The organism is Aeromicrobium sp. A1-2 (assembly GCF_003443875.1).
Taxonomy (GTDB): domain Bacteria; phylum Actinomycetota; class Actinomycetes; order Propionibacteriales; family Nocardioidaceae; genus Aeromicrobium.
Genome location: NZ_CP027482.1, coordinates 3,239,660 through 3,265,371, shown reverse-complemented (window position 1 = coordinate 3,265,371; position 25,712 = coordinate 3,239,660). Strand labels below are relative to the sequence as shown.

Here is a 25,712-nt window from a genome sequence, read left to right as displayed (position 1 = left end):
CGCTCATCGTCCGGTGAACTCCGGCTTGCGCTTCTCGACGAAGGCCGTGCCACCCTCGGCCGCGTCCGCCGTGTCGAACAGCCCGATCTGGCTCTCCCGCTCGCGGTCCAGCGCGGCATCGAGGTGGGTCAAGGTGGTCGCCGCGATCGCCGCCTTGGTCTGGCCGAGCGCGACGGTGGGGCCGTGGCCCAGCTTGGTGACGAGTGCGGCGAGCTCCGCGTCGTACTCCTCGGTGTCGACCGACTTGTGGATCAGGCCGATCTCGGCGGCGGTATCGGCGGCCAACCGCTCGCCCAACATCGCCATCTGGTTGGCGCGGGCCCGGCCGATCGACGCCGCGACGAGCTCGGTCGCGCCGCCATCGGGCATCAGCCCGATGTTGATGAACGCCAGCAGGAAGTACGCCGAGCTCTTGGCCAGCGTGATGTCTGCGGCGATCGCGATCGAGCAGCCGACGCCCGCTGCGATGCCGTTGACCGCGCTGAGCACCGGGACGGGGGTCCTGGTGATGGCGCGGACCAGCCGGTTGGCGCCGTCCAACGTCGCAGACCCGTCGAACCCCGGGCCCAGAGCGGCACCCGAGCAGAACGCCCTCCCCGTGCCGGTCACCACGATGAGCCGAACGTCCGGGCCGACCCCTTCGATCGCGGCGGCCGCGTCGTGAAGCATCTCCGCGGTCAGCGCATTGAGGCGCTCGGGCTCGTTCCACGTGATGGTGAGGACACCGTCGCTGGTGTCGAGAAGCACGGAATCACTCATGGGTTCCTCCATTGGCCGAGCAGGGTCTGCAGCACCGCGATGAGCGCGATGGGCTGGTCGAGCATGATGTGGTGGCCGGCGTCGCGGATCATCGTGACGGGGACGTCCCGACCCAGCCGCTCGGCGACGACGTCGGTGATGTCGGTCGTGGCCATGCCGCGCTCGCCGCGGATCAGGGCGATGTCGCAGGCCGCAGCGGCGAGCTCCTCAGGCTCCATCATCGAGCGCAGGAAGATACGTGGATCGAACTTCCACGTCCACCCGCCCTCGGTCTCACGGATCGAGCCCGCCGCGAGGTGCTCACGCACGTACGGCAGGCCCGCGCCGTCGGCCGGCAACGTGCGGAAGCGACTCAGGATCGTGGCCCGGTCGGGATACGTCTTGCTGCCCGGTATCTCCTTGGCGGTCGCGACCCAGGCGCGCGCCTCCGGCGACATCTCGCGGACCGGCGAATCGATCGCTGCCGCGCCACGGACCGCGGCGCCGTACTTCTGGGCGGCGGTCAGCACGACGAATCCGCCCATGCTGTGGCCGAGCAGGACCGGCGGCTCGTCTGACTCGGCGGCGGCAACCGCCATGATCTCGTCAGCCCACGTCGTGAGGGTGTATCGGTCGCGGTGGGCACTGTCCCCGTGACCCGACAGGTCGACCGCGAGGACACGGTGGCCCGTCGCCAGGTGTGGTGCCACGTGGTCCCACCAGCCGGCGTGGGCCGCGCCGCCGTGCACCAGGACCGCGACCGGTAGGCCCGGCTTGCCCCACGCGCGATAACTGATGCGGGCTCCGTCGACCTCGACCTCGCACGCGTCGTGCGACTGCGCGAGCGCCTCGGCGAACCATGCTGGTACCTCTGGAGCCATGAACTTCCTCACTTACCGTCAGTATTGACTGTAAATGATGGCCGCGGCGCGATCGACGGACGCCCCGGGCGCGGCGGACACCCCGGGCCCACGCAGACGTCTCATGGCTGCGAGCGAGCGGCATTCCTTCCACGGACCTTCTGGGGCAGAGCCAGCACGCTGACCAGCCCGAGCGCGAGCCCCACGACGAGCCCCACCGTCGCCCAGGCCGAGCCTCCCCCACCGCTCGTGCCCACCTCCGCCGGCGCGCTCGCCCCCACCTGCGGCAGCACACTCGCCACGAGGAGGCCCAGCCCGGTGGGGATCAGACAGGCCACGACGGCGGCCGCCGCCGACGTCACCGGCGTGGACCGTCCCACGGCGGCGAGGAGCGCGAGCCCGACGCTGACCAGGGCGAGCACCGCCAAGAGGATCCACATCGTGAGGACCAGGCCGTCGACCGCAACCCGGTAGTGGCCTGGACCGGAGGAGACCGCGCCGACGACATGGAGCTCGATGGTGGCAGGCAGGCGTGGGACCAGCACGGCCGTCAGGATGACCTGCGCGACGACGGCCGCGAGCGTCCATCCCAGGGGGACGATCCCGAGGACCCGGATCGACCGGGCGTCATGGGGCTCGAGCTCCGAGCCCGCTCCTGAGATCCACGCCATGTCACTCCCTCACTCTCAGAACTGGGCTCCCAGGACCGCACTGGCCTGCGGGTCCAGGACGACCTGCCTGACCACCTGCCGTCGGTATTGACCGTAGGTGACGGCCGCGGCACGATCGACACACGCCAGGCCGAGAGGATCCCGCATGTCACTGCCCAGCGTGCTGGTGGTCGGCGCCGGCGCGATGGGGTCCAGCGCCGCCCACGAGCTGGCGCGGCGTGGTCACGCCGTGACGGTTCTCGAGCAGCACGACCTGCTGCACGCGCGCGGAAGCTCCCACGGAAGCTCGCGCATCGTGCGTCTGGTCTACGACGACCGGTTCTACGTCCGCCTTGCCATGCGGGCACGGCCGCTGTGGGACCGGCTGCAGGACGGCACCGACCTCGAGGTGTTCCGCCGGACCGGGAGCGTCGACCACGGTCCACGCTGGCTGCTCGAACCGTTCGTCGCGGCACTTGAGGCCGAGGACGTGGCCCACGAGCTCCTGACACCGAGTGACGCAGCCCGACGGTGGCCCGGCCTGAGATTCGACGACACGGTGCTGTTCCAGCCCGACGGGGGTGTCGCGCACCCCGACAACACACTGAGCATCCTGCAGCGGGGGGCCGCCGAGCATGGCGCCGAGCTGCGTCCGCGCACCCGGGTCACGGCGGTCGAGGAGACCGCGGGCGGCATGCGCGTCGTAACCGGCGACGGCGTGCTCAACGCCGACCACGTCGTGCTCGCCGCTGGCGTGTGGAGCCACCGGCTTGCCGATCTTCCCGACGACGTCGCGACCCAGGTGCAGCCCGCGCACTTCGCAGCAGTCGATCCCCGCGCCACCTGGCCGACGTTCATCCACCGCCGTGTCGGAGCGGACGGGCGCGCGGTGCCGGAGGCCTATGGGCTGCCGTCCCCCCACGGCATCAAGGTGGGCTTCCACGGTGGCGGCGTGGTCGTGGATCCGGACCGCCATGACGTTCCCGTCGTCGCCGCGGAGATCGACGACCTGCGCGCCTACGTCACGGACTGGGTGCCCGGCGTCGTGCCGAGCAGCCTGGCTGCGGGCACGTGCCTGTACGGCGGGCTCGCCGAGGACGACTTCGTCATCGACCGCATCGGCCGACTCACGGTGGCCACTGGATTCTCCGGGCATGGCTTCAAGTTCGTGCCGCTGGTCGGGGCCATGATCGCCGACCTCGTGGCGGGTACAACGACCCCCGAGCACCGATTCACCGTTTCGGCGCACCGCGACAACCTCTAGGGTGTGGCCATGTCACTTGCAGGCAAGACCATCATCATGTCCGGCGGATCCCGCGGGATCGGCGAAGCGATCGCGGTCCGCGCCGCCAAGGACGGCGCCAACGTGGCGCTCCTGGCCAAGACCACCGAGCCGCACCCCAAGCTCCCCGGCACGATCTACACCGCCGCCGCGGCGATCGAGGCGGTCGGAGGCAAGGCGCTGCCCCTCGTCGGCGATGTGCGCGACGACGACTTCGTGCTCGATGCCGTCGCCAAGACCGCCGAGGCGTTCGGTGGCATCGACATCGTGGTCAACAACGCGAGCGCGATCGACCTGTCCAGCACGTCGGACGTCACGATGAAGAAGTACGACCTGATGAACGACATCAACACTCGCGGGTCGTTCCTACTGGCCAAGTCATCGATCGAGTGGCTGAAGAAGTCCGACAACGCCCACATCCTCACGCTGTCGCCGCCGATCACCCTGGATCCCAAGTGGTTCGCGACCAGCACGGCGTACACGATCGCGAAGTTCGGCATGAGCCTGGTGACGCTGGGCCTCAGCGAGGAGCTGCGCGAGTTCGGCATCGCCGCAAACGCGCTGTGGCCGCGCACCGCGATCGACACCGCGGCCGTGCGCAACGTCGTCGGTGCCGGGCTGGCGAGCCACTCGCGCACGCCGGAGATCATGGCCGACGCGGCCTACGAGATCCTCAACCGGTCGAGCCGGGACTTCACCGGCCAGTTCCTGATCGACGACGACATCCTCGAGGATGCCGGCGTCACGGACTTCTCGATCTATCTCAACGGTGGCACTGAAGCAGACCTGGCGCTGGACTTCTGGGTCGAGCCCAAGGGCCCGCACAACCCCGAACTCCGCCTGCACTGACCGCCGGCGAGGCCCGCTCGACGCACATCTCGCAACCCCGGAGAAGTACCGATACGTACCGGCAGAAGGAGCAGGCGCATGAGCAGCCACGTCACCGTCACCCCGTTCCTGTGGTTCGTCGACAATGCCGACGCCGCGATCCAGCGCTATCTCGCGGTTTTCGACACGACCGAGCTGCTCGATGAGCAGCGGTTGCCGGACGGCTCGTTGTTCCTCGCGACGATCCGCCTGCAGGGTCAGGCCCTCACGCTCATGAACGGCGGTCCACACCACACCCTGACCGAGGCGTTCTCCCTGTCGGTCAGCGTCGAGACGCAGCACGAGGTCGACTCGATCTCCGAGGCACTCCTCGCCGGAGGCGGCAAGCAGGGTCCGTGCGGCTGGCTGACCGATGCCTTCGGGCTCTCGTGGCAGGTCATCCCGACGGCCCTGCCCCGCCTGCTCGGCGATCCCGATCGGGAGGCCGCCGGCCGGGCCCAGGCCGCGATGCTGCAGATGACTCGGCTCAGCATCCAGGACCTGCAGGACGCTTTCGACGGCACGTCCTGACGCCGGAGCCCGGTCCTACCCGACGATCGCCTCGACCTCGGTGCCCACGATGACGGTGCGCGCGACAGTGCACAGCCGGTCGTGCGACAGCGCCACGGATGCTGGCATCCGCTCTCGCGCCTGATCGCCGTCCGGCCCCTCGGGGAACGCGGCCTCGAAGGCGAGCCGGATGTCGGTCAGCCGGTTGCCGAGGTCGTCGCGGATCTTGTCGGCCCGCACCCCGACCGAGAAGGAGTCCGGGGCGACCCGTTTGCCGACGAGGTGGTCGACGTCGATCGCGCTGCAGCCGGCGATCGCCACGAGCAGCAGCTCGACCGGGGTGAAGTCCGTGTCGTCGCCCTCGCCGAAGTCAAGGGTCCCCCCACGCACGTTGGTGGCCCGGAACCGCGCCTTGCCCGTGCGGACCAGCTCGACGGAGCGTTCGGTGTCATTCGTCATGATCAGACGCTAGCGCGATGCGTCACGCAGACGGGCCACACACGGTTGATCGAGTGGTGGAGACGAGCCCGACCGGACTAGCCGATCTGATCCTTCCGAGTCATTTCCGCCTGTCGCGGGCTGAATGTCCACGAATGTCGGCGGGCGAACGTACCGTCGGAACAGAAGCACCGGAAGGACAGTCTCGGATGAGCGTCTACCTGTTTGACATGGGGGGCGAGCCCATCGCGTTCAGACGCACGTGGACCGACCCGCACGTCTTTGACCTGCATGGCCACTGGATCGGCTGGTTCCCGTGGGACGACCACGACGCGGTCGACCGCGAGGGAAGCTACCTCGGCACCGTGGTCGACGATCGGTTTGTCCTGCGCAACGACTGGTACGCGCGCCAGTGCCCGGACATCCCGGCCGACCCCGGGTCCACCACGCCGACCGGCCGCCCCATGACACCGCACGCCTTCCCCAACTGTTTCGCCTATCAAGACCTCGGAGTGCGGCTTCTCACGTGACGCTCGGCGTGCGCGTGACCCCCGAAACGCCAACACTGGACACATGACCTCTCCACGCAGTCTCGTCACCGGAGCGACCGGCTACGTCGGCGGCCGACTCGTGCCACAGCTTCTCGAGGCGGGCCACGACGTGCGCGTCCTGGTCCGCGACGAGCGCAAGGCCCGGGCCCGGGACTGGGCCGACGACGTCGAGATCGCGGTCGGCGACGCGTCCGACGCCGAAGGTGTGGCCAGCGCGATGAAGGACGTCGACGTCCTCTACTACCTGCTGCACTCGATCGGCACCGGACACGACTTCGGCGAGACCGAGAAGAAGATGGCCGAGACATTCGCCGCCGAGGCCAAGCGCGCCGGGGTGCGCCGCATCGTCTACCTGGGTGGCATGAATCCCTCGAGCGAGGACCTGTCGGAACACCTGCGCTCCCGCGAGGAGGTCGGTGACATCCTGCTCGACTCCGGCGTACCGACGGCGGTGCTCCAGGCCGGCGTCGTGATCGGATCGGGCTCGGCGTCGTTCGAGATGCTCCGCTACCTGACCGAGCGACTGCCGGTCATGGTGACTCCGAAGTGGGTGCACACCAAGATCCAGCCCATCGCGATCCGAGATGTCCTGCGCTATCTCGTCGGTTCCGCGACATTGCCCGACGACGTCAACCGGCGCTTCGACATCGGCGGTCCCGACGTGCTGACGTACTTCGAGATGATGCAGCGCTATGCCGCGGTCGCCGGACTGGCCAAGCGCCGCGTGCTGCCGGTTCCGATCCTGTCGCCCGGACTGTCGAGCCACTGGGTCGGGCTCATCACACCCGTGCCGGCGAGCCTGGCCCGTCCGCTGGTCGAGTCGCTCAAGAACACCGTGGTCGCCGCCGAGACCGACATCAAGGAGTACGTCCCGGATCCAGCCGATGGGCTGATCGGCTTCGATCGGGCGGTCCAGCTGGCGCTGACCAAGATCCAGAACCTCGACGTGCCCACCCGCTGGTCATCCGCATCAACTGCCGGAGCACCGTCCGAGGGGCTGCCGACCGATCCGGACTGGGCCGGTGGCTCGCTGTACGAGGACGAACGGACCCGCGAGGTCAACGCCAGTCCCGAGCATCTCTGGGCCATCATCGAGGGCATCGGCGGCAAGAACGGCTGGTACTCCTGGGCGCTCGCCTGGTGGGTGCGCGGCATCCTTGACCGCGCCGTCGGAGGCCCTGGCCTGCGTCGCGGACGCCGCAATGCCAAGGATCTCCGGGTCGGCGACGCCCTGGATTTCTGGCGGGTCGAGGAGACCGACGACCAGTCATTCCTGCGCCTCCGTGCGGAGATGAAGCTGCCGGGACTGGCCTGGCTCGAGCTCGAGGTCGGGTCCACCGACGGGGGCACGACGACATTCCATCACCGCGCCCTGTTCCACCCCCGAGGGCTCTTCGGGCACCTCTACTGGTGGTCGATCTACCCGTTCCACGGCATCATTTTCGGCTCGATGCAGAAGAACATCGCCAAGGCCGCCGAGGCGCTGGAGTCCTGATCGGCCATCCCGCTGCGGATGCGGGTTCCTCCGCCCTCTGACAAGATCGGCCGGGCGAGAGGGAGCACGAAATGGGAGATGTGGAACAGCAGGGCAGACAGGCCCGGCACAGCACGACGATGCGCGCCGCGGCCCGCGTCGGGCTGGTGTCCTACGGCGTGGTGCACCTGCTGATCGGATGGATCGCCCTGCAGATCGCGTGGAGCGGCGGTGGCGACGCCAGCAGCGGTGGTGCACTGCGTGAGATCGCCCAAAAACCCTTCGGCGAGGTGCTGCTGTGGATTGCCGCGGCCGGGCTTGCCGCCCTGACGGTGTGGCAGCTCCTGACCGCCCTCTGGGGCCACGAGTCGGAGGACGACAACCGGCGGCGCACCCTCAAGCGGTTGGCCGCGGTGGGGCGGGCCGGCGTCTACGCCGCGCTGGCCGGATCGGCGGTACGTATCGCGTCGGGCTCGGGGGGTTCAGGTGGCGGCGACTCCACTGAGGAAGGTCTCACGGCCCGGCTGCTGGCGGTCCCCGCCGGTCGTGTCCTGGTCGCCCTGGTGGGCCTGATCATCATCGCGCTCGCCGTCAACCATGTGCGGCGCGGCGTCACAGATGGATTCGCGCACGACCTCGAGGCTCGCGCCACAGCAGGCTCCTCCGGAGCGGGAGTCCTGGCCGCCGGACGGATCGGCTACGTCGGCAAGGGGATCGCAATCGCACCGGTCGGCATGCTGTTCGGCTGGGCAGCGATCTCGTACGACCCCGACAAGGCGGGCGGGTTGGACGATGCCCTCAAGACGGTTCGGGAGCAGCCGTACGGCCCCGTCCTGCTGACGTTGGTCGCCCTCGGCCTCGCGGTCTTCGGCCTGTTCTGCCTCGCCTGGGCGCGCTACGTCAAGGCCCGCTGAAGAGCGGCTGCGGCTGCCACACGGTGGGAGCAGGAAGGTCCAAGAGCTGGCGCCCACGACCGAGTGATTCCTCAGCGGTGCGCCGTCGCGGTGAAGTGAGTAGTCGCCGCGGCGGTGAGCTCGTCGGGCGTCGCGGTGATGACCCCCTCGATCCAGGCGGTGACGAGCTCGGCGACGCCGCCGATGAACATCGTTGCGGCCATCCGGCCCTCGGACTCGCTCCACGCCTCGGGACCATAGAGCTCGCGCGCCTCACGGGCCGCGAGCTCGGCAAACTCACGCAGCACCTCAGCCCGGCGTGCCCGCATGGCGTCATGGGCGACTGACTCCACGATCGCGACCCGTCCCTTGCGGGGGTCGTCGGTCAGGATCCGCACGAACTCGCCGATGCTGGCCCGCACCCGCTCCGTCGGACCGCCCTGTGCGCTGGCCAGGGCCGCGACGGTGCGGAGGGTGATCTCGTCGGCGATCTCGTCGAGCACCGCGACGAGTGCGGCGTCCAGGCCGTCGAAGCTCTCGTAGAAGTAGCGCTCGGTCAGGCCTGCCTCGGCGCAGATCCGGGTCATCGTGACCTTGGGTCCGCCGTCTCGCCCCCACACCTCCAGCGCCGCCGCGAGCAGCCGGGATCGCCTGTCCGCCCGACGCTCCTCGGCGCTCATGCCGCGGTATGTGCCTGCTTTGACTGCCATGACTTCATATTGACAGAGCGTCCTGTCTGAATCAAGATGTCCACATGACTGTGACCACGACCACGCCGCCGCGCCGCCGCGGACTGCCCTATGTGGGCCAGACCATTGCCTATGTGCGGGACCCGCTCGCGATGATGCGTGGCCAGTACGACCGATTCGGCGCGGTCTCGGAGATGGACTTCATCGGCAAGCGGTGGACCGCCCTGCTCGGGCCGGACGCCTGCGACGTCGCACTGCGCAACGCCGACAAGGCGTTCGCCAGTGGCGACGGCTGGGGCTACCTCGTCGGACCTTTCTTCGATCGCGGACTGATGCTGCTGGATTTCGAGGAGCACCACCGTCATCGCCGCATCATGCAGTCGGCTTTCACCCGAGACCACCTCGAGCGCTACACCGAGGCGCTGCAGCCGGCGGTCGTCGCGGGCCTGGACCAGTGGGAGCCCGGCAACGGCTTCCGCGCATATCCCGCACTCAAGTCGTTGACCCTCGACCTGGCCACGACGGTGTTCATGGGCGGTGCCGACCTGGCCACTCCCGATGAGCTGGACCGGGTCAACCGCGCCTTCATCGACTGCGTCCAGTCGGCCACCGCACTCCTGCGGTTGAACATTCCGGGGACCCGGTGGGGACGGGCACTGCGCGGACGAACCCTGCTCGAGGAGTTCTTCGGTCGCCACCTCGCCGAGAAGCGCGCCAATCCCGGCACCGACCTGTTCTCGGTGCTGTGCCAGGTCACAACCGAGGACGGCGAGACGTTCAGCGACGAGGACATCGTCAACCACATGATCTTCCTGCTGATGGCAGCGCACGACACGTCGACCATCACGGTCTCGACGATGATGCAGCATCTCGGGCAGCACCCCGAGTGGCAGCAGCGATGCCGGGACGAGGCGATGGCACTGCCCGAGCACCCCTCGCTGGCAGATCTGGACGGACTCACGGCCATCGACCTGGTCATGAAGGAGAGCCTGCGGCTCGTGCCGCCCGTGCCGGTGCTGGCCCGCAAGACCGTCAAGGACACCGAGGTGCTCGGACACCATATTCCCGCCGACCGGCTCGTCGTGGTGATGCTGCACCTCTCCCACCACATGGAGGAGCTGTGGCCCGATCCCGAACGCTTCGATCCCGAACGATTCGCCGATGACCGCCGCGAGGACAAGGTGCACCGGCACGCCTGGGAGCCCTTCGGCGGCGGCGTGCACAAGTGCATCGGCATGTTCTTCGCCGGCGCCGAGGTCAAGACGATCCTGGTGCACCTGCTGCGACGTTTCACGTGGACCGTCGACCCCGACTACGCCGCACCCATGAACTATCAGTCGCTGCCATTCCCCAAGGATGGCCAGCCCATCCACCTCACCCCCCTCTGAGCAGGAGACACCATGCCGCGACTCACCAGCCTTGACGACCAGATCGTCGTGATCACCGGAGCGGGCCGAGGGATCGGTCTCGCCACCGCCACACAGTTCGCTGCCGCAGGCGCCATCGTGGTGATCGGCGACCTCGACGACGATGTGGCCGCGAAGGCCGCCCTGCAGATCGGCGGTCGAGCGGTGGGTCATGTCGTCGACGTCGCCGACCGCGCGTCGTACGCGCGGTTCATCGAGTTCGCCGCCACCCTCGGTCCCATCGACATCTTGGTCAACAACGCCGGCATCATGCCCCTGTCGGCACTCGTGGACGAGACGGACCAGGCGACCGACAGGATCCTGGACATCAATCTCCGGGGTGTCATCACCGGCACCAAGCTCGTCGCGCCGGACATGATCGCCCGCGGGCGCGGACACATCATCAACGTCGCCTCCGCCGTCGGTCGTATCGCCGTCGCCAACGGCGCGACCTACAGCGCCAGCAAGTTCGCCGTTGTCGGCTTCTCCGAGGCGATGCAGTCCGAGCTCGCGCCGGCCGGTATCGACGTGTCATGCGTCCTACCGACCGTGGTCGCCACCGAGCTTGCGGCCGGTGTCGCGGCAACCAAGGGCATGCGCGCGGTCGAGCCTGGCGAGGTTGCCCGCGCAATCATCAAGGTCGCCCGGCGGCCCCGGTTCGAGACGTGGGTGCCCGGCTGGAGCAAGGGACTGTTCTACACGATGAACACCCTGCCCCGGCGCGTCCGCAATGCCGCCGGCCACGCCATCGGCGCCGACCAGGCCCTCAGCAAGGTCGATGCTGCCGCCCGGAACGAGTACGAGCGTCGGGCCGGCGGCCACTCCGACGCCTAGCCCGAACGCAGGTCCAGCGACTCGGCGACGTCGGTGACGGCGACAAAAATCGAGTCGAGCAGGTCTCGAACACTGCGCGCACCCAGCAGCCGGACCTGGTCCAGGGGCCCGATCGGCGCGATGCCGGCGAGCTGCCAAATGTGGTTGACGGGATTGTCGTCGAGGTCGATCGTGGACGGCCACAGGTGCTCGTCGAGCCGGCTGGCGCGCTGCAGGGTGCGGCGCACGAGCAGCTCGGTCTGCTCCCGGCGCGGCTCACACACCTCTTCCCACAGCAGTAGCGGCAGGACTCGCACCACCGCCCGCGGGAAGGGTGAATCCTCCAGCCACTCCACGATCTCGATCCGGTCCCGACCGGTCACCAGCACGTTGACGTGGCCCTCGTCGCTGGCGACCTCGATGATCCGCGCAACCGTCCCATGACTGAACCGCTGCTCGCCTCCGCCGACCTCCTGACCCCGCTCGATCAGGACGACCCCGAACTCCGGGCACTCGGTCGACAGCAACGCATCGAGCATCGCCATGTAACGCGGCTCGAACACCCGCAGCGACAACGGCATCGCCGGGAAGAGCACCGACCCGAGCGGGAACATCGGCATCTCGATGAGCTCGTCCATGCCTCAGCCAATCACGTGCAGCCCGGGTCAGAGCATCGATAATCGCGTGATCTTGCATTGTGACCAGGTGTCTGGTGGATCAGTCTTGCGACCGGCCCTTGAACGCGCGCAGTGCCAGCGGCGCGAAGATCGCAGTCAAGATGATCGGCCAGACAATCGAGACCGCCACGGCGTGCTGCAGCGGCCACGCCGCGCTGTCGGCCGCCGCCGGCGCATTCCCCCACAGCTCCCGGGTTGCCTGGGTCAGCGCCGAGACCGGGTTCCACTCCGCCACGACACGCAGTGCCGTCGGCATCTTGCCGGTCGGCGCGAACGTGTTGGCGACGAATGTCAGTGGGAACATCACGGTGAACATGAAGCCCTGCACGGCCTCGACCGTGCGCATCAGCGATCCGATCCAGATGCCCAACCAGATCATCGAGAATCCGAACAGCAGCAGCAGGAGATAGGCCAGGACACCGTCGACCAGGCCGTCGCGGATGCGCCAGCCGATCAGCAAGCCGGTCAGTGACATCACGGTGATGCCGATGCTGGAGTGGATCAGGCTCGAGATGCTGCGACCTACCAGGACCGAGGACCGGGAGATCGGCAAAGACTTGAACCGGTCGACGATGCCCTTGGACAGATCGTTCGAGATGCCCATCGCGGTGATCGCCGAGGAGAAGACGATGGTCTGGACGATGATGCCCGGCAACAGGAACTCGCGATAGTTGCCGCCGCCGGGCACCGAGATCGCACCACCGAACACGAAGGCGAACAGCAGCACGAACATGACGGGCTGGATCGTCACGTCGAGCAACATCTCGGGCATGCGCTTGATGTGGATCAGGTTGCGCCACACCACGGTCGCCGAGGACCTCATCAGGCTGGGCGGGTTCACGGCAGGGCGCTCGGCCATGCCCATGCTCATGCTCGGGGCGCTCATGCGGGGACCTCTTCCATCTCATCGGACTCATCAACATCGTCGGCCCGGTGGCCGGTCAGGTGCAGGAAGACATCGTCGAGACTGGGTCGCTTGAGTCCCAGATCGTCGACGGCCATGCCGCTGGCATCGAAGGCGTTGCCGATGCGCGACATGTCACCAAGGCCATCGGCCTTGGCGGTCAGCCGACGCGCCCCAGCGTCCACGTGGACCTCGGGCGAGTGCTGGCGCATCAGCGCCTCGGCCGCCGGGAGGTCAGCGGCGTGCGTCAGCGTCAGCACGACTGCGGCCTCGCCGGCCTGGTCCTTGAGCTGCGTCGGTGTGCCCGAGGCGATGACCCGTCCCTTGTCGATCACGATGATCTCGTCAGCCAGCTGATCGGCCTCCTCAAGATATTGCGTCGTCAGGACCAGGGTCGTGCCATCGCGCACCAGCCCGCGGAGGACCTCCCACAGCTCGGTGCGGCTGCGCGGGTCGAGTCCCGTGGTCGGCTCGTCCAGGAACAGCACCGGTGGAGCGGCGATCAGGCTCACGGCAAGGTCAAGTCGCCGCCGCATGCCACCGGAGTAGGTCTTGGCCGGCCGGTCACCGGCCTCGGTCAGCGAGAACCGTTCAAGCAGCTCTTCGGTCGTCTGGGCGACGTAGGGCTTGGGCAGTCCGTAGAGTCGACCGATCAGCCACAGGTTCTCCCGGCCGGTGAGGTGCTCGTCGACCGTCGCTGCCTGGCCGGTCAGGCCCATGCTGCGGCGGACCGCCTCGGGCTCGGTGATGATGTCGTGCCCTGCGACCCGCCCGGTGCCACTGCTGGGCACGCTGAGGGTCGTGAGCATGCGGACCGTCGTGGTCTTGCCGGCCCCATTGGGACCGAGGATGCCCAGCACAGAGCCCTGCGGAACGACGAAGCTGACTCCATCGACAGCCTTGTTGTCACCGAAGTGCTTGACCAGGTCGATCGCCTCGACGGCGAATGGGCCACTCATGCTGGTGCCTTTCCTCAAACGATGGCGTGCGAGTCTTCCTAATAGGAATAGGATTACCAGATGCTACCGACAAATCGTGTTGCGGTCTCCTCCAGCGCCGCAACGACACGGACCCACGAGCCAAGGCTCGTGGGTCCGTGTCGTTCAGCAGTGGTACGTCAGGCGAAGTTCTCGCCCTTGCTTGCCTTCTCCAGCAGCGAGGCCGGCGGGGTGAACCGGTCGCCGTACTTCTTGGCCAGTTCCTGCGCACGAGCCGTGAACGCCGCGATGCCGATGCTGCCGTCAGCAGCCTCGTAGCCGTTGACGTACTGGATCGCGCCGCCCTGGAGCGCCGGGAAACCGATGCCGAAGATCGAGCCGATGTTGGCGTCGGGGATCGTGCGCAGCACGCCCTCGTCGAGGCACTTGATCGTCTCGAGGCTCATGATGAACGTCAGACGTTCCTTGAGGTCCTCGAACGCAGGCTGATCGGCCGCGACGGGGAACTTGTCGGCGAGTCCGCTCCACAGTCCCTGGCGCTTGCCGTCGACATACTCGTAGAAGCCTGCGCCCTTGAGGCGGCTCGGGCGCTCGAGCGCGATCATCGCGTCGATGACGTCCTCGGCCGCGTTCGTGGGCCACGTGCCACCCTCGGCCTCGACCGCTGCCTTCGACTCGTTGCGGATCTTGACCATCAGCTCGAGGTTGAGCTCATCGCTCAGCTGGAGCACGGGGGCCGGGAAACCGGCCTGGGTCGTGGCCCGCTCGATCGAGACCGGCGAGACGCCTTCGGCGAGCATGCCGATGCCCTCGTTGACGAACGTGCCGATGACCCGGCTGGTGAAGAATCCGCGGCTGTCGCCCACGACGATCGGGGTCTTCTTGATCGCCTTGGTGAAGTCGACGACGCGCGCGATGGCCTCGTCGGACGTCTTCTCGCCCGCGATGATCTCGACCAGCGGCATCTTGTCGACCGGTGAGAAGAAGTGGATCCCGATGAAGTCCTCGGGACGCTTCACGCCGTCGGCCAGGATCGTGATCGGCAGCGTCGACGTGTTGGACCCGAGCAGTGCGTCGGGCTTGACGATCGACTCCAGCTCTCCGAACACCTCGTGCTTGAGCTTGACCGACTCGAAGACGGCCTCGACGACGAAGTCGACGCCGGCAAGATCGGCGTAGTCCGCGGTCGGCGTGATGCGGGCCAGCAGCTCGTCGGCCTTGTCCTGCGTCATGCGACCACGGGACACGGCCTTGTCGACGATGTTCTGGCTGTACGCCTTGCCCTTCTCGGCAGCGGCGAGCTCGACGTCCTTGAGGACGACGTCGAAGCCCGCCTTCGCCGAGACGTACGCGATGCCCGCGCCCATCATCCCGGCGCCGAGCACGCCGATCTTCTCGGCCCGGGTGGGCTCGATGCCGTCAGGTCGCGACTTGCCGGCGTTGATCGCACCGAGATCGAAGAAGAACGCCTGCGTCATGTTCTTGAACTGCTGACCGACCAGGAGCTCGACGAGGTAGCGCGACTCGATGCGTGACGCGGTGTCGAAGTCGACCTGCGCACCCTCGACCGCGGCACTCATGATGTTGCGCGGCGCCTTGTAGAGCGCACCCTTGGTCTGCTTGCGCAGGTTGGCGGGGAACGCCGGCAGGAACGCCGCGAGCTTGGGGTTGGACGGCAGGCCGCCGGGCATGCGGTAGCCCTTGCGGTCCCACGGCTGGGTTGCCGCGTCCTCGTTGTCGGCGTTGGCCTCGATCCAGGCCTTCGCGGCCGGGATCAGCTCGTCCTGGGTCGCGACGACCTCGTCGACCAGCCCTTCGGACAGCGCCTTGGACGGACGCATCTGCGTGCCCTGCAGCAGGAACTTCATCAGGGCGTCCGAGATGCCGAACATCCGCACCGTGCGGGTCACGCCACCGCCGCCGGGCAGCAGTCCGAGCGTGGCCTCGGGCAGACCGAGCATGTAGCCGCCGTCGACCGCGATGCGGTGGTGGGCCGAGAGCGCGATCTCAAGTCCGCCACCGAGCGCGGCGCCGTTGATCGCCGCGACGACGGGCTTGCCACACGTCTCGAGCTTGCGGAGCGAGGCCTTGATGCCCTCGACCTCGTCGAACAGACGCTGAGCGTCCGCCGGCTTCGCCTGGGTCATGAGCTTGAGGTCACCGCCGGCGAAGAAGGTCTTCTTCGCCGAGGAGATGATGACGCCCTTGATCGACTCGGGGTCGTTTGCGATGTCCTTGAGGAGCTGGTCGACCGCGCCCGCCATCGCTTCGGCGTAGTCCTGGTTCATCGTGTTGGCGCTCTGGTTGGGATCGTCCAGGACGAGATTGACGATGCCGCCCTCGGCCTCGTAACGCACTGCTTCAGTCATGTGTGAGTACTTTCTGCAAAGTTTGTGAAAACGGAGGTGGAGGGACGATCAGCTGAGGCGCTCGACAACGGTGGCGATACCCATGCCGCCGCCGACACAGAGGGTGGCCAGGCCGTAGCGCTGGTCACGACGCTCGAGCTCGTCGATCAGGGTGCCGAGGATCATCGCGCCGGTCGCGCCGAGCGGGTGGCCCATCGCGATCGATCCGCCGTTGACGTTGGTCTGATCGTGCGGGAAGCCGCCGAGATCCTTCATGAGTCGCAGTGCGACCGCGGCGAAGGCCTCGTTGATCTCCAACAGGTCGATGTCGCCGACGCTGAGTCCGGCGCGCTCGAGTGCCTTGAGGCTGGCCGGTCCGGGGCCCGTCAGCATGATCGTCGGATCGGACCCGGAAACCGCGGCCGACATGATGCGGGCACGGGGCTTGAGGCCATTGCGCTCACCGGCTGCCTCCGAGCCGATCAGCACGAGGGCCGCGCCATCGACGATGCCCGAGCTGTTGCCGGCGTGGTGGACGTGGTTGATCCGCTCGACCTCGTGGTACTTCTCCAGTGCGACCGAGTCGAATCCACCCTGCTCGCCGATCTGGGCGAACGAGGCGGGCAGCTTGGCGAGGCTCTCGACGGTCGTGCCCTCGCGGACGAACTCGTCGTGGTCGAGGATCGTCAGGCCCGAGGCGTCGCGGACCGGGATGACCGACTTGTTGAAGTAGCCGTTGGCGATCGCCTTGGCAGCACGGGCCTGCGACTCGGCGGCGAACGTGTCGACGTCGGTGCGGCTGTAGCCCTCCATCGTGGCGATCAGGTCGGCGCCGATGCCCTGCGGCACGAAGTCGGTGTCGAACGCGGTCTGGGGATCCATCGCCCAGGCTCCACCGTCCGATGCCATGGGCACGCGGCTCATGGACTCGACGCCGCCAGCGAGCAGGAGGTCCTCCCAGCCCGAGCGCACGCGCGCCGAGGCCTGGTTGACGGCCTCCAGACCCGAGGCGCAGAAACGGTTGAGCTGGACGCCGGCAACGGTGTCGGGCAGGCCAGCGGCGAGTGCAGCGGTCTTGGCGATGTCGGAGCCCTGGTCGCCGACCGGGGAGACGCAGCCGAGGATCAGATCCTCGATGCCGTCCGTGTCGAGCGTGGGGTTGCGCGTGCGCATCTCGTCGATCAGTCCGGTCACGAGCGAGATCGGCTTGACCTCGTAGAGCGATCCGGACTTCTTGCCGCGACCACGGGGGGTGCGGATGGCGTCGTAGACAAAGGCCTCGGTCATTGCTGTGTCCTCACAAGATTCAGGTGAACGGCGTGCCACCAAAGTGACATCTTCGATTGTGACACCAACACTGTCAAAGTGGTAGGGCAGCCCCTGTGGCCCACGTCACGCCACCACATCGGCCCGCAGCCGCTACAGGCAACCTCGACAGTGTTGGTGGCATAGTCAGCACCATGAACCCCGTGCCGATCGAGACGATGAGCGTCGAGCAGCTGTCGTCGCGCGTCGGCATGACGGTCCGGACCGTGCGCTTCTACGCCGGTCGTGGACTGATTCCGCCGCCACGTCGCGAGGGTCGCAACGGCTACTACGGCCCCGATCACCTGGCCCGGCTCGAGCTCGTCCGCGAGCTCCAGGCGCACGGCTTCACTCTCTCGGCGATCGAGGGGTACCTCGAGAACATCCCCGCTGACGCGACGCCCGAGCAGGTAGCGATGCACCGCACGCTGCTCGCACCGTGGATGCCGGACCTGCCCGAGACCGTGACCCGGCCCGAGCTCGAGACCCGATCAGGTCGCGCACTCTCCGACGACGACCTGGAGCTGCTGGTCGCGCTGGGTGTCATCGAGCCGACGCCGGTCGAGGACGTCTTCCAGGTCGCGCCGGCCCACCTTGCGGTCGGCATCCAGTTCCTCGACGTCGGACTGCCGACCGAGGCGGCTTTGGCGGCCCGGCGCATCATCACCGAGCACGGCCACGCCATGGCGGTCGCCCTGACCGAGCTGTTCCGCACCGCCGTGTGGCCGCACCTGAAGTCATCAGGCCAGCCCCCCGAGGCGATCACCTCGATGATCGAGCGGTTCAAGCCGCTGACGATCCAGGCACTTGTCTCGGCCTACGAGTCGTCGGTCGACGAGGCCAAGCGCGAGACGGTCCGTCGCCGCACCTGACCTACTTGCGACTCGTCAGATAGGACAGCGTGATCCCGCTCAGGGCGAGCGAGAAGAGCGCGCCGTTGTCGGTCGGCCAGATCAGCACCGGCGCGATCGTCAGCAGGGCGATGTCGAAGCCACGGACCGCGCTGCCGTAGAGGTTGGTCGGGATCGCTCCGGCCGGACTCGACACGAGGGGCCGCGAGTAGTCCGGTGGACGTCCCGTGACCCAACGGACCGCGGCGGCCGTCGAGGAGCCGCCGACCGCCAGCGCGAGGTACCACGTGACGGCCCACGAGGCGCCGGTCGCGCCGTGAAGCGCCGGACCAGTCGCCAGCCCGTAAGCGATCATCGCGGCGGACGGCACGACGATCGTTGCCGCTCGGGTCGTCGCGTCAGGGAAAGGCAGCATGCGCGCCAGCCCGGGGGTGCGGCCCACGACTCGCAGCGACGAGCACAGCCCGAGTCCGGCGACGAACCCGGTCAGCGAGGCAACCAGCAGCACGGCGTCGCCGAGGTCAGCCGTCTCCGCGACGTACGGAATCACAACAGCGGCCGCCAGCAGGAGGAGGGAGTGCGGGCTGCGGGTGACCCGCACCAGGTCGAGCCACACCAGCGCCTTGGCGCCCGCCGGACCGCCCCGACGCGAGCGCACTGGCGGGTGATTGCGCCAGCGGCGCGCGAGGAGCACGTCGTAGGCGAGGGCGAGGTCGAGCCCGGCGAGGGCTCCGGACAGGCTCGGGGCGAGTGCCCCGCCGGCCAGCAGGTGGACCCGACGCACGGTTCCCAGCCGCCGCACGACGCGCGCCAGCAGCAGCACGACCGCGAGGCCACCGGCGACGACACCCACGATCCACGCGAGCGATCCGTCCGGCGGGGACGTGACCCGCCCACGGCCGAGCGCCAGCACCATCAGCCCGAGCCAGATCACGGCAGCGAGAGCCCAGGTCAGCAGGCGGGCGCCGGAGTCCTCGCGGGTCTGGGAGCTCGCCGCGAAGCACAGCGTCGCCAGCCCGGCCAGCCCCGCCGACAGCGTCAGCAGCACGATGGCGGACCCGGAGAAGCCCCCGAGGGACGCGCCGCCCAGTGCCACCGCGGCGCCGAGTGCGACGGCCAGCAACGCCGACCGCAGCAGCCGGGGTCGCAGGAGGGCCGCTCGGTCCGCCCACGTCGGCAGCAGCCACGACGACACCGCCGGTGACACGAACAACGGCCCGAACATCCGCGCCGCGACGACCACCAGCAGGACACCGGTCAACGCCACGAGCCATGGCAGCAACGCACGGGTCTCCAGGCAACCGGCACTGGTGCACGAGTCGCCCGCCGTCTGCCGCACGTTGAGCACAGCGCTGATCGTCATGGAACCGAGCAGCACGACCGCGAAGACCGCGATGTACGCGTCAGACAGCGCCTCGTACAGGCTCGTGTCGGCGCGACTACGTCGCCAGTGCCGGATCTCGCCGCGGAGCTCGCAGACCTCGGCCGACGCGCTCACGACAGGGTGCCGAGATCGACGATCCGGTCGGCGACGGTCTCCACGAGGCGCGGGTCATGGCTGGCCATCAGGATCGCAAGCCCCTCGGACTTCTCACGGACCAGACGCTCGGCGAGCCACTCCAGGCCCGCGGCGTCGAGTCGCTGCTCGGGCTCGTCGAGCACCAAGAGGCGACGCGGACGCACGAACGCGCTCGCCAGCGCGAGCCGTCGCCGCTGACCCGACGACAGCGTCCCGGGCAGCTGGCCGGACTGCGCCACGAGCCCGACCTCGGTCAGGACCTCGTCGACGACCTCCTGCGCGTTCTCGACCCGGTGCGCCTGGGCGAACAGGTCCAGGTGCTCCACGACGCTGAGATCGGGGAAGAAGTCGAGGTCGTCCATCACGACCGCCAGCGCCGTGCGGATCAGCGGCGAACGTTCGTCCAGCGTCGTGCCGTCGAGCTCGATCGTGCCGGCGGTCGGCTGGTCCGCAGCCGTGATGCATCGCAGCACGGTCGACTTGCCGGCGCCGTTGCGGCCCGTCAGGGCCACCGCCTCACCGGCCGCGACGTCGAGGTCCAGGCCCGTGAAGACCTCGACCTCACCGAAGCGCCGTGACAGTCCCCGTACCTCCAGCAGCGCCACGCGGCGTCCCCCTCGTCCCGGTCCGGCCGTCGGCAGGTCCGAGGGGGACGATACGCGGTGTCAGAGGCCCATCGTGCGACCGATGATCTCCTTCATGATCTCGGTCGTACCGCCGTAGATCGTCTGGATCCGGCTGTCGGTGTACGCCTTGGAGATCGGGTACTCCGACATGAAGCCGTAGCCGCCATGCAGCTGGAGGCATTTGGCGGCCGCCTTGTTCTGCAGCTCGGTCGTCCACCACTTGCCCATCGCCGCTTCCTCGATGGTCAGCTCGCCCTTGCTCAGCGCGACGATGCTCTTGTCGACGAACGCCTGGCCGATCTGCATCTCGGTCTCGAGCTCGGCCAGCACGAAGCGCGAGTTCTGGAACGAGCCGATCGGCTTGCCGAACGCGGTGCGCTCCTTGACGTAGTCCAGCGTCATGTCGATGATCGCGCGGGTCGCGGCCATCGCGCCGACCGAGATCGCGAGGCGCTCCTGCGGCAGCTTCTCCATCAGGTAGATGAAGCCCTTGCCCTCTTCACCGATCAGGTTGGCGACCGGCACGCGGACGTTGTCGAAGAAGAGCTCGGCGGTGTCCTGCGCCTTGAGACCCATCTTGTCGAGGTTGCGACCGCGCTCGAAGCCCTCCATGCCGCGCTCGACGGCGATCAGCGAGACGCCCATGGCGCCGGCCTCGGGGTCGGTCTTGACCGCGACGATGACCATGTCGGCCAGGATGCCGTTGGAGATGAAGGTCTTGGCGCCGTTGACGACGTAGTGGTCGCCGTCGCGGACCGCAGTGGTCTGGATCGCCTGCAGGTCCGAGCCGGTGCCGGGCTCCGTCATCGCGATCCCGGTGATCATCTCGCCGGTGCAGAACTTCGGCAGCCAGCGCTGCTTCTGCTCCTCCGTCGCGTACGACAGCAGGTAGCCCGACACCAGGTCGGTGTGCAGGACGAAACCGACGCCGCTCGCGCCGACCCGGATGAGCTCCTCGGAGATCACGGCGTTGAAACGGAAGTCGTTCATGCCGCCTCCGCCGAACTCCTCGGGCATCATGAAGCCCAGGATGCCCAGCTCGCCGGCCTTCTCCCACAGTTCGCGCGGGACGATGCTGTCCTTCTCCCACTGGTCGTGGTGCGGGGCGATCTCCTTCTCGCAGAATGTGCGGACGGTGTCGCGGAAGGCCTCGTGGTCGGCCTCGAAAATTCCTCGCTGCATGGTCTGTCCTCTGTTGGTGCGGTTGAGTTGAGTGGTCAGTTGGCCTGGACGGCGACGCCGTCTGAGATGAGCCGGTCGATGTCGGTGATGCCCCAGGCGGTCAACGCCTCGGTGGTGTTGGCGCCGGCTCGAGCCGGGGGTGTCGTCAAGGTCGCGGGTGTCTGCGAGAACCGCGGCGCCGGAGCAGCCTGCACGAGACCTTCGTGCTCGACGTACGTGCCACGCGCGAGGTTGTGCGGGTGCTGCGCAGCCTCGTGCATCGGCACGACCGGTGCGACACAGGCGTCGGTCCCGTCGAACAGCGCGGTCCACTCGGCCTGTGACTTCGTCGCGAACGCTTCGGCGAGGATCGCGCGCAGGGCCGGCCACTGGGCCGGGTCGTAGCGATCGGGCAGGTCGTCGATCGCGAGCACCTGCTCCATCGCGGCGTAGAACTGCGGCTCGAGCCCACCGACCGACATCCACCGCCCGTCGGCGGTCTCGTACACGTCGTAGAACGGGGCGCCGGAGTCGAGCAGGTTGGTGCCGCGCTCGGGATTCCAGGCACCGCTCTGCTGCATCGTCATGGGCATCGCGAGCAGGTGAGCCGCGCCGTCGGTGATCGCGGCGTCCACGATCTGCCCCTCGCCGGTGGCACGCGAGTGCATCAGGGCGGCGAGCACCCCGGTCACGAGGTACATCGAGCCGCCGGCGAAGTCGCCGACCAGGTTGAGCGGGATCTGCGGCGGTCCGCCGGCACGACCGATCGGGTCGAGCGCTCCGGCGACCGAGATGTAGTTGATGTCGTGGCCGGCGGTCAGCGCGAGCGGACCGTCCTGGCCCCAGCCCGTCATCCGGCCGTAGATCAGCGCGGGGTTGCGGGCGTGGCACGCCTCCGGGCCGAGCCCCAACCGCTCGGTGACGCCCGGGCGGAATCCCTCGATCAGGATGTCGGCCTGCTCGATCAGGTCGAGCACGAGCTCGACGCCACGCGGATCCTTCAGGTTGACCGCCGCCGACGGGCGGCCGCGCCCGAGAATGTCCTTGTCCGGCTGGGAGACCTGCATCGCGTTGCCGCCGGGACGGTCGATCCGGATGACGTCGGCACCGAGGTCGGCCAGCAGCATCGCCGCGAACGGGCCCGGGCCGATGCCAACGAGCTCGACCACCCGCACGCCGTGGAGTGGTCCGGACGCAGCCGGCTTGTTCGAAGAATTGGTCACAGCGCGATTGTGACAGTTCCACTGTTACGATCGCAAGTGAAGGACGTCACATACCGACAGTACGGGGATGTGTCATCATCAATGTCACGTTCCCGGATCGATGGAAGGCCCCCACATGCACTCCGAACTCGTCTATACCCGCAAGGGTTCTGGTGAGCCCCTCGTGCTCATCCACGGCATTGGGCATCGCCGGCAGGCCTGGGACCCGGTCTTCGAGCAGCTCGCGACCAAGTACGACGTCATCGCGGTCGACCTCGCAGGCTTCGGAGAGTCCCCGGCGTACCCCGCGGGCATCAAGTACGACATGCACGGCGCCTGCGACAACCTGGCCGCCAACTTCGCCGCATGGGGCATCGACCGACCGCACGTCGTCGGCAACTCGCTGGGTGGTGCGATCGCGCTCGAGCTCGGCGCTCGCAACCTGGCCCGATCGGTCACCGCGCTGAGCCCGGCCGGATTCTTCGGCATCGTCAACAAGCTGCAGACCTTCGTGCTCCTGATCATGCTGCGGGTCAGCAGCCTGCTGCCTGCGGGTGCACTGCGATTCACGTCGAACCGGGCCTGGGGCCGCAGACTCGCCGGCGGCTCGCTCTACACGCGCCCCCAGCGCTTCACCCCCGAGCAGGTCTACGGCGACGCCCTCGCGCTCAAGAACTGCACGGGCTTCGAACGGACGATCGTCTCGGGCATCCGCTACGCCTTTCACCAGCGCCTCGCAGTGCCGACGACCATTGCCTGGGGCACCCGCGACCTGATCCTGCCGTACAGCTCCTCGGCGATCGCGCAGGAACGCCTGCCCGAGGCGCAGCACGTCGCGCTCCCGCATTGCGGCCACGTGCCGATGATCGACGATCCGGAGCTGATCGTCCGGGTCATCGACCAGACCGTGGCAGCAGCGACGGACTCGGCCGCGCGCGTCGCCTGACTGATGCGCACGGGGCCGGCCACCCTCGGCCGGACCCAGTTCATCTCTTCGGCTCTGTTGGTGTCGGTGCCTGGCGGCACAATCGGTGCATGACAGGTCAACAGGCAGGGCCCGAGACTCCGGGTCGGATGGGCGGCTCACCCGAGCGGCCCGCGCGGTTCTTCGACAGCCCCGAGGAGTTCGGTGCCTGGCTGGCACTGCACCACGACACCGAGACTGTGCTGTGGATGGGCTTGAACAAGAAGGGCGTGGCGGATCGGGGCCTGACCTGGGAGCAAGCGGTTGTCGAGGCGCTGTGCTGGGGATGGATCGACTCAGTCGCGCAGCGCATCGACGAGGAGTCCCGGCGGCAGCGCTGGACCCCTCGCAAGAAGACGTCCCACTGGAGCCGGGTCAATCTCGCTCTTGTCGAGAGGCTGCGGGCCGAGGGGCGGATGCAACCGAGCGGGTTGGCGATCTGGGAGCAGCGCAGCCGCGAGGAGGCGCCGTACAGCCACGAGCGACCTTGGGCCGGACTGCCGGACTCGTACGCCGAGGCACTGGCCGGATCACCGGCGGCCACGGCCTTCTGGCAAGCCTCGACCGCGACCTACCGCAAGGTCTGCGCCGTCTGGGTGACCTCCGCCAAGCAGGAGGCCACCCGCGCCCGCCGGATGACGCAGCTGATCGAGTGTTGCGCCGAAGGCATGCTCGTGCCGAACCAACGCTACGGAGACACTCCGAGGTGGGTGGAGCGAGCCGCGGCCGCCGCGGCACAAGCGCAATGACGTACCTGCACCGTCGCTCCACGTGTCCGGCTCAGGGCGGTGTCGAGGTGCTGGATCTGCCGGTTCGACACCCCCTGCACTTCGATGTGCAGAAGGTCGTCGTGCCGTTGCAGGATGCGGTCAGCCTGCTGTAGCAGCCCACCGGCCGTCCGCGCGTGAGATGCGAATCGGGTGGTCGAAGCACTCGCTGACCAGGCTGGTGGTCAGGACGTCGTCGACGTGACCGGCCGCGACGACCTTTCCACCGCGAATGAGGGCCGCGTGCGTCGTGGTGCGTGGGAGTTCTTCGAAGTGGTGTGTCACCATCACCGTCGAGGTTTCGGGGTGCGAGCGTCGCAGCTCGTCCAGCGTCGCAAGAAACTGCTCGCGAGCGGCGACGTCGAGACCGGTGCATGGTTCGTCCAGCAGGAGCAGCGGTGGATCGGGCATCAGCGCCCGGGCGATCAGGGTGCGACCGCGCTCGCCCTGCGACATCGTGAACCAGTGCGGCGAGCTCGCGGCGTCGACGCCGAACTGCTTCATCAACAGAGCAGCTCGATCCCTCTCGGCCTCACTCGGTGTCCAGCGAGGCAGGGTCTCGATCGTGCCGGTCGCGCCCGTCAGCACGACATCCTCGACCGAGAGGTTGGAGTTCAGCGCATGCCGCGGGTTGACGAAACCGATGTCCCGCCGAAGCTCACGAATATCGACGCGGCCGAGCTGTTTGCCGAGGACGTGAACTGTGCCGCGGGTCGGATGGTTGACCGCGCCGCACAGGTTGAGCAACGTCGTCTTGCCGGCACCATTCGGCCCTATCAGGGCCCATTGCTCCTGACTCCGAACCGTCAGATTCACCCCACCGAGCAGAACCAAGCCGTCCCGGACGAAGTCGACTCCTTGAACGTCAAGTACAGGTTGGCCGAGTTCGTTTTGCACAGGAGCGATCCTAGCAACGCCGACCGGCTGACCACGCGGCCCCGCACGAGCGTGGATCGTCCCACAGGCTGCGGGAATCGGGGATGACCGTGCATGGATTCGGTGAGCCGAAGACGCCGCGCTCACTCGTGGCCGCGGGTGACAAGTTCGTGTACCTGGACGTGCTGCGCAGCTCGGAGGAACCGGCGAGTGCCAGCGAGTGCCAGCGAGAAAACTCCGGCATCCACCGCCCCCCTTCGCCAGAGCGCGGGAGAACCCCGGGGCGACACCCAGTTGCTCAAGGGCGACCGACGGATGACACCGCTGATCGAGTGCTGTGCCGCCGCGAGCTCATCCCCAGCCAGCGTTACGGCGACCTGCCACGCTGGGTCTCCCGGGCCGC

At 68.2% G+C, this 25,712-nt stretch carries 27 protein-coding genes; 12 read left to right on the top strand and 15 right to left on the bottom strand.

The genetic code is table 11. The annotated features are described in order from the left end of the window. Positions 1-3: 3 nt before the first annotated feature. The 3 genes from C6I20_RS16090 to C6I20_RS16080 form a co-directional block, all read right to left on the bottom strand. Positions 4-759, bottom strand: coding sequence for an enoyl-CoA hydratase (locus C6I20_RS16090; RefSeq protein ID WP_118397974.1), 756 nt, complete (start codon positions 757-759; stop codon positions 4-6). After that, positions 756-1,619: an alpha/beta fold hydrolase gene (locus C6I20_RS16085; protein ID WP_118397971.1), complete on the bottom strand. Its 864-nt coding sequence runs from the start codon at positions 1,617-1,619 to the stop codon at positions 756-758. The genes C6I20_RS16090 and C6I20_RS16085 overlap by 4 nt, the downstream gene beginning before the upstream one ends. Positions 1,620-1,720: 101 nt before the next feature. Then, positions 1,721-2,269 carry a hypothetical protein gene (locus C6I20_RS16080; protein ID WP_118397968.1) on the bottom strand — a complete coding sequence of 183 codons (549 nt, stop codon included), beginning with the start codon at positions 2,267-2,269 and terminating at the stop codon, positions 1,721-1,723. A 145-nt stretch (positions 2,270-2,414) separates the two neighbouring features. On the opposite strand from C6I20_RS16080, the gene C6I20_RS16075 reads away from it, so the two are divergent. From C6I20_RS16075 to C6I20_RS16065, 3 genes are all read left to right on the top strand, one after another. Continuing rightward, positions 2,415-3,512, top strand: a complete 1,098-nt coding sequence (locus tag C6I20_RS16075) for an FAD-dependent oxidoreductase (protein ID WP_118397965.1) — start codon at positions 2,415-2,417, stop codon at positions 3,510-3,512. 9 nt (positions 3,513-3,521) lie between these two features. Next, complete coding sequence (locus tag C6I20_RS16070; protein ID WP_118397963.1) at positions 3,522-4,379, top strand: NAD(P)-dependent oxidoreductase; 858 nt, start codon at positions 3,522-3,524, stop codon at positions 4,377-4,379. 78 nt (positions 4,380-4,457) lie between these two features. Continuing rightward, positions 4,458-4,928 carry a VOC family protein gene (locus tag C6I20_RS16065; protein ID WP_118397960.1) on the top strand — a complete coding sequence of 157 codons (471 nt, stop codon included), beginning with the start codon at positions 4,458-4,460 and terminating at the stop codon, positions 4,926-4,928. Positions 4,929-4,943: 15 nt separating this feature from the next. Here the strand turns inward: C6I20_RS16065 and C6I20_RS16060 are convergent, their stop codons facing one another. After that, positions 4,944-5,366, bottom strand: a complete 423-nt coding sequence (locus tag C6I20_RS16060; protein WP_118397957.1) for an OsmC family protein — start codon at positions 5,364-5,366, stop codon at positions 4,944-4,946. Between the two features lie 188 nt (positions 5,367-5,554). Between C6I20_RS16060 and C6I20_RS16055 the strand changes: the two genes are divergently transcribed. From C6I20_RS16055 to C6I20_RS16045, 3 genes are all read left to right on the top strand, one after another. Beyond that, positions 5,555-5,875 (top strand): hypothetical protein, encoded by a 321-nt coding sequence (locus tag C6I20_RS16055; RefSeq protein WP_118397954.1) that lies wholly within the window; start codon positions 5,555-5,557, stop codon positions 5,873-5,875. A 43-nt stretch (positions 5,876-5,918) separates the two neighbouring features. Next, complete coding sequence (locus C6I20_RS16050; RefSeq protein WP_118397951.1) at positions 5,919-7,391, top strand: SDR family oxidoreductase; 1,473 nt, start codon at positions 5,919-5,921, stop codon at positions 7,389-7,391. Positions 7,392-7,462: 71 nt separating this feature from the next. Then, a complete protein-coding gene (locus C6I20_RS16045) occupies positions 7,463-8,284 on the top strand; it encodes a DUF1206 domain-containing protein (protein ID WP_118397948.1) in 822 nt (273 codons plus the stop codon). A gap of 71 nt (positions 8,285-8,355) precedes the next feature. Here C6I20_RS16045 and C6I20_RS16040 read toward each other — a convergent pair whose 3' ends face one another. Beyond that, positions 8,356-8,973 carry a TetR/AcrR family transcriptional regulator gene (locus C6I20_RS16040; RefSeq protein ID WP_118397945.1) on the bottom strand — a complete coding sequence of 206 codons (618 nt, stop codon included), beginning with the start codon at positions 8,971-8,973 and terminating at the stop codon, positions 8,356-8,358. Between the two features lie 44 nt (positions 8,974-9,017). Between C6I20_RS16040 and C6I20_RS16035 the strand changes: the two genes are divergently transcribed. Beyond that, a complete protein-coding gene (locus tag C6I20_RS16035) occupies positions 9,018-10,340 on the top strand; it encodes a cytochrome P450 (RefSeq protein WP_118397942.1) in 1,323 nt (440 codons plus the stop codon). Between the two features lie 12 nt (positions 10,341-10,352). Beyond that, a complete protein-coding gene (locus tag C6I20_RS16030) occupies positions 10,353-11,192 on the top strand; it encodes an SDR family oxidoreductase (protein WP_118397939.1) in 840 nt (279 codons plus the stop codon). Here C6I20_RS16030 and C6I20_RS16025 read toward each other — a convergent pair. The 5 genes from C6I20_RS16025 to C6I20_RS16005 all read right to left on the bottom strand — a co-directional run bounded on the left by C6I20_RS16025 (position 11,189) and on the right by C6I20_RS16005 (position 17,325). Continuing rightward, positions 11,189-11,809: an LON peptidase substrate-binding domain-containing protein gene (locus C6I20_RS16025; protein ID WP_118397936.1), complete on the bottom strand. Its 621-nt coding sequence runs from the start codon at positions 11,807-11,809 to the stop codon at positions 11,189-11,191. The genes C6I20_RS16030 and C6I20_RS16025 overlap by 4 nt on opposite strands. A 79-nt stretch (positions 11,810-11,888) precedes the next feature. Then, on the bottom strand, positions 11,889-12,734 hold the full coding sequence (locus C6I20_RS16020; RefSeq protein WP_118397933.1) for an ABC transporter permease: 846 nt from the start codon (positions 12,732-12,734) through the stop codon (positions 11,889-11,891). Then, positions 12,731-13,711 (bottom strand): ATP-binding cassette domain-containing protein, encoded by a 981-nt coding sequence (locus C6I20_RS16015; RefSeq protein ID WP_118397930.1) that lies wholly within the window; start codon positions 13,709-13,711, stop codon positions 12,731-12,733. Before C6I20_RS16015 ends, C6I20_RS16020 begins: the two co-directional genes overlap by 4 nt. 158 nt (positions 13,712-13,869) lie before the next feature. Beyond that, positions 13,870-16,059 (bottom strand): 3-hydroxyacyl-CoA dehydrogenase NAD-binding domain-containing protein, encoded by a 2,190-nt coding sequence (locus C6I20_RS16010; RefSeq protein ID WP_118397927.1) that lies wholly within the window; start codon positions 16,057-16,059, stop codon positions 13,870-13,872. A gap of 48 nt (positions 16,060-16,107) precedes the next feature. Beyond that, positions 16,108-17,325, bottom strand: a complete 1,218-nt coding sequence (locus C6I20_RS16005) for an acetyl-CoA C-acetyltransferase (RefSeq protein WP_118397924.1) — start codon at positions 17,323-17,325, stop codon at positions 16,108-16,110. A 173-nt stretch (positions 17,326-17,498) separates the two neighbouring features. On the opposite strand from C6I20_RS16005, the gene C6I20_RS16000 reads away from it, so the two are divergent. Then, complete coding sequence (locus C6I20_RS16000) at positions 17,499-18,215, top strand: MerR family transcriptional regulator (RefSeq protein ID WP_118397921.1); 717 nt, start codon at positions 17,499-17,501, stop codon at positions 18,213-18,215. Position 18,216: 1 nt separating this feature from the next. On the opposite strand, the gene C6I20_RS15995 is transcribed toward C6I20_RS16000, so the two are convergent. Genes C6I20_RS15995 through C6I20_RS15980 form a run of 4 tightly spaced genes read right to left on the bottom strand, consistent with a single transcriptional unit; the run spans position 18,217 to position 22,723 of the window. After that, the gene (locus tag C6I20_RS15995) at positions 18,217-19,692 is read right to left on the bottom strand and encodes a DUF6297 family protein (protein WP_118397917.1); all 1,476 of its coding nucleotides are present in this window, start codon (positions 19,690-19,692) and stop codon (positions 18,217-18,219) included. Next, on the bottom strand, positions 19,689-20,354 hold the full coding sequence (locus C6I20_RS15990) for an ATP-binding cassette domain-containing protein (RefSeq protein ID WP_371682691.1): 666 nt from the start codon (positions 20,352-20,354) through the stop codon (positions 19,689-19,691). Before C6I20_RS15990 ends, C6I20_RS15995 begins: the two co-directional genes overlap by 4 nt. A gap of 24 nt (positions 20,355-20,378) precedes the next feature. Then, a complete protein-coding gene (locus C6I20_RS15985; RefSeq protein ID WP_118397911.1) occupies positions 20,379-21,521 on the bottom strand; it encodes an acyl-CoA dehydrogenase family protein in 1,143 nt (380 codons plus the stop codon). A 35-nt stretch (positions 21,522-21,556) separates the two neighbouring features. Further along, the gene (locus C6I20_RS15980) at positions 21,557-22,723 is read right to left on the bottom strand and encodes a CaiB/BaiF CoA-transferase family protein (protein WP_216822921.1); all 1,167 of its coding nucleotides are present in this window, start codon (positions 22,721-22,723) and stop codon (positions 21,557-21,559) included. Between the two features lie 115 nt (positions 22,724-22,838). Here C6I20_RS15980 and C6I20_RS15975 point away from each other — a divergent pair, with 115 nt between their 5' ends. From C6I20_RS15975 to C6I20_RS17210, 3 genes are all read left to right on the top strand, one after another. After that, complete coding sequence (locus C6I20_RS15975) at positions 22,839-23,648, top strand: alpha/beta fold hydrolase (RefSeq protein WP_216822920.1); 810 nt, start codon at positions 22,839-22,841, stop codon at positions 23,646-23,648. 89 nt (positions 23,649-23,737) lie between these two features. Then, a complete protein-coding gene (locus tag C6I20_RS15970; RefSeq protein WP_216822919.1) occupies positions 23,738-24,415 on the top strand; it encodes a YdeI family protein in 678 nt (225 codons plus the stop codon). Beyond that, a complete protein-coding gene (locus tag C6I20_RS17210) occupies positions 24,412-24,549 on the top strand; it encodes a hypothetical protein (protein ID WP_162891379.1) in 138 nt (45 codons plus the stop codon). The genes C6I20_RS15970 and C6I20_RS17210 overlap by 4 nt, the downstream gene beginning before the upstream one ends. On the opposite strand, the gene C6I20_RS15965 is transcribed toward C6I20_RS17210, so the two are convergent. Beyond that, positions 24,536-25,249: an ABC transporter ATP-binding protein gene (locus tag C6I20_RS15965; RefSeq protein ID WP_254052171.1), complete on the bottom strand. Its 714-nt coding sequence runs from the start codon at positions 25,247-25,249 to the stop codon at positions 24,536-24,538. The genes C6I20_RS17210 and C6I20_RS15965 overlap by 14 nt on opposite strands. Positions 25,250-25,712 lie beyond the last annotated feature (463 nt).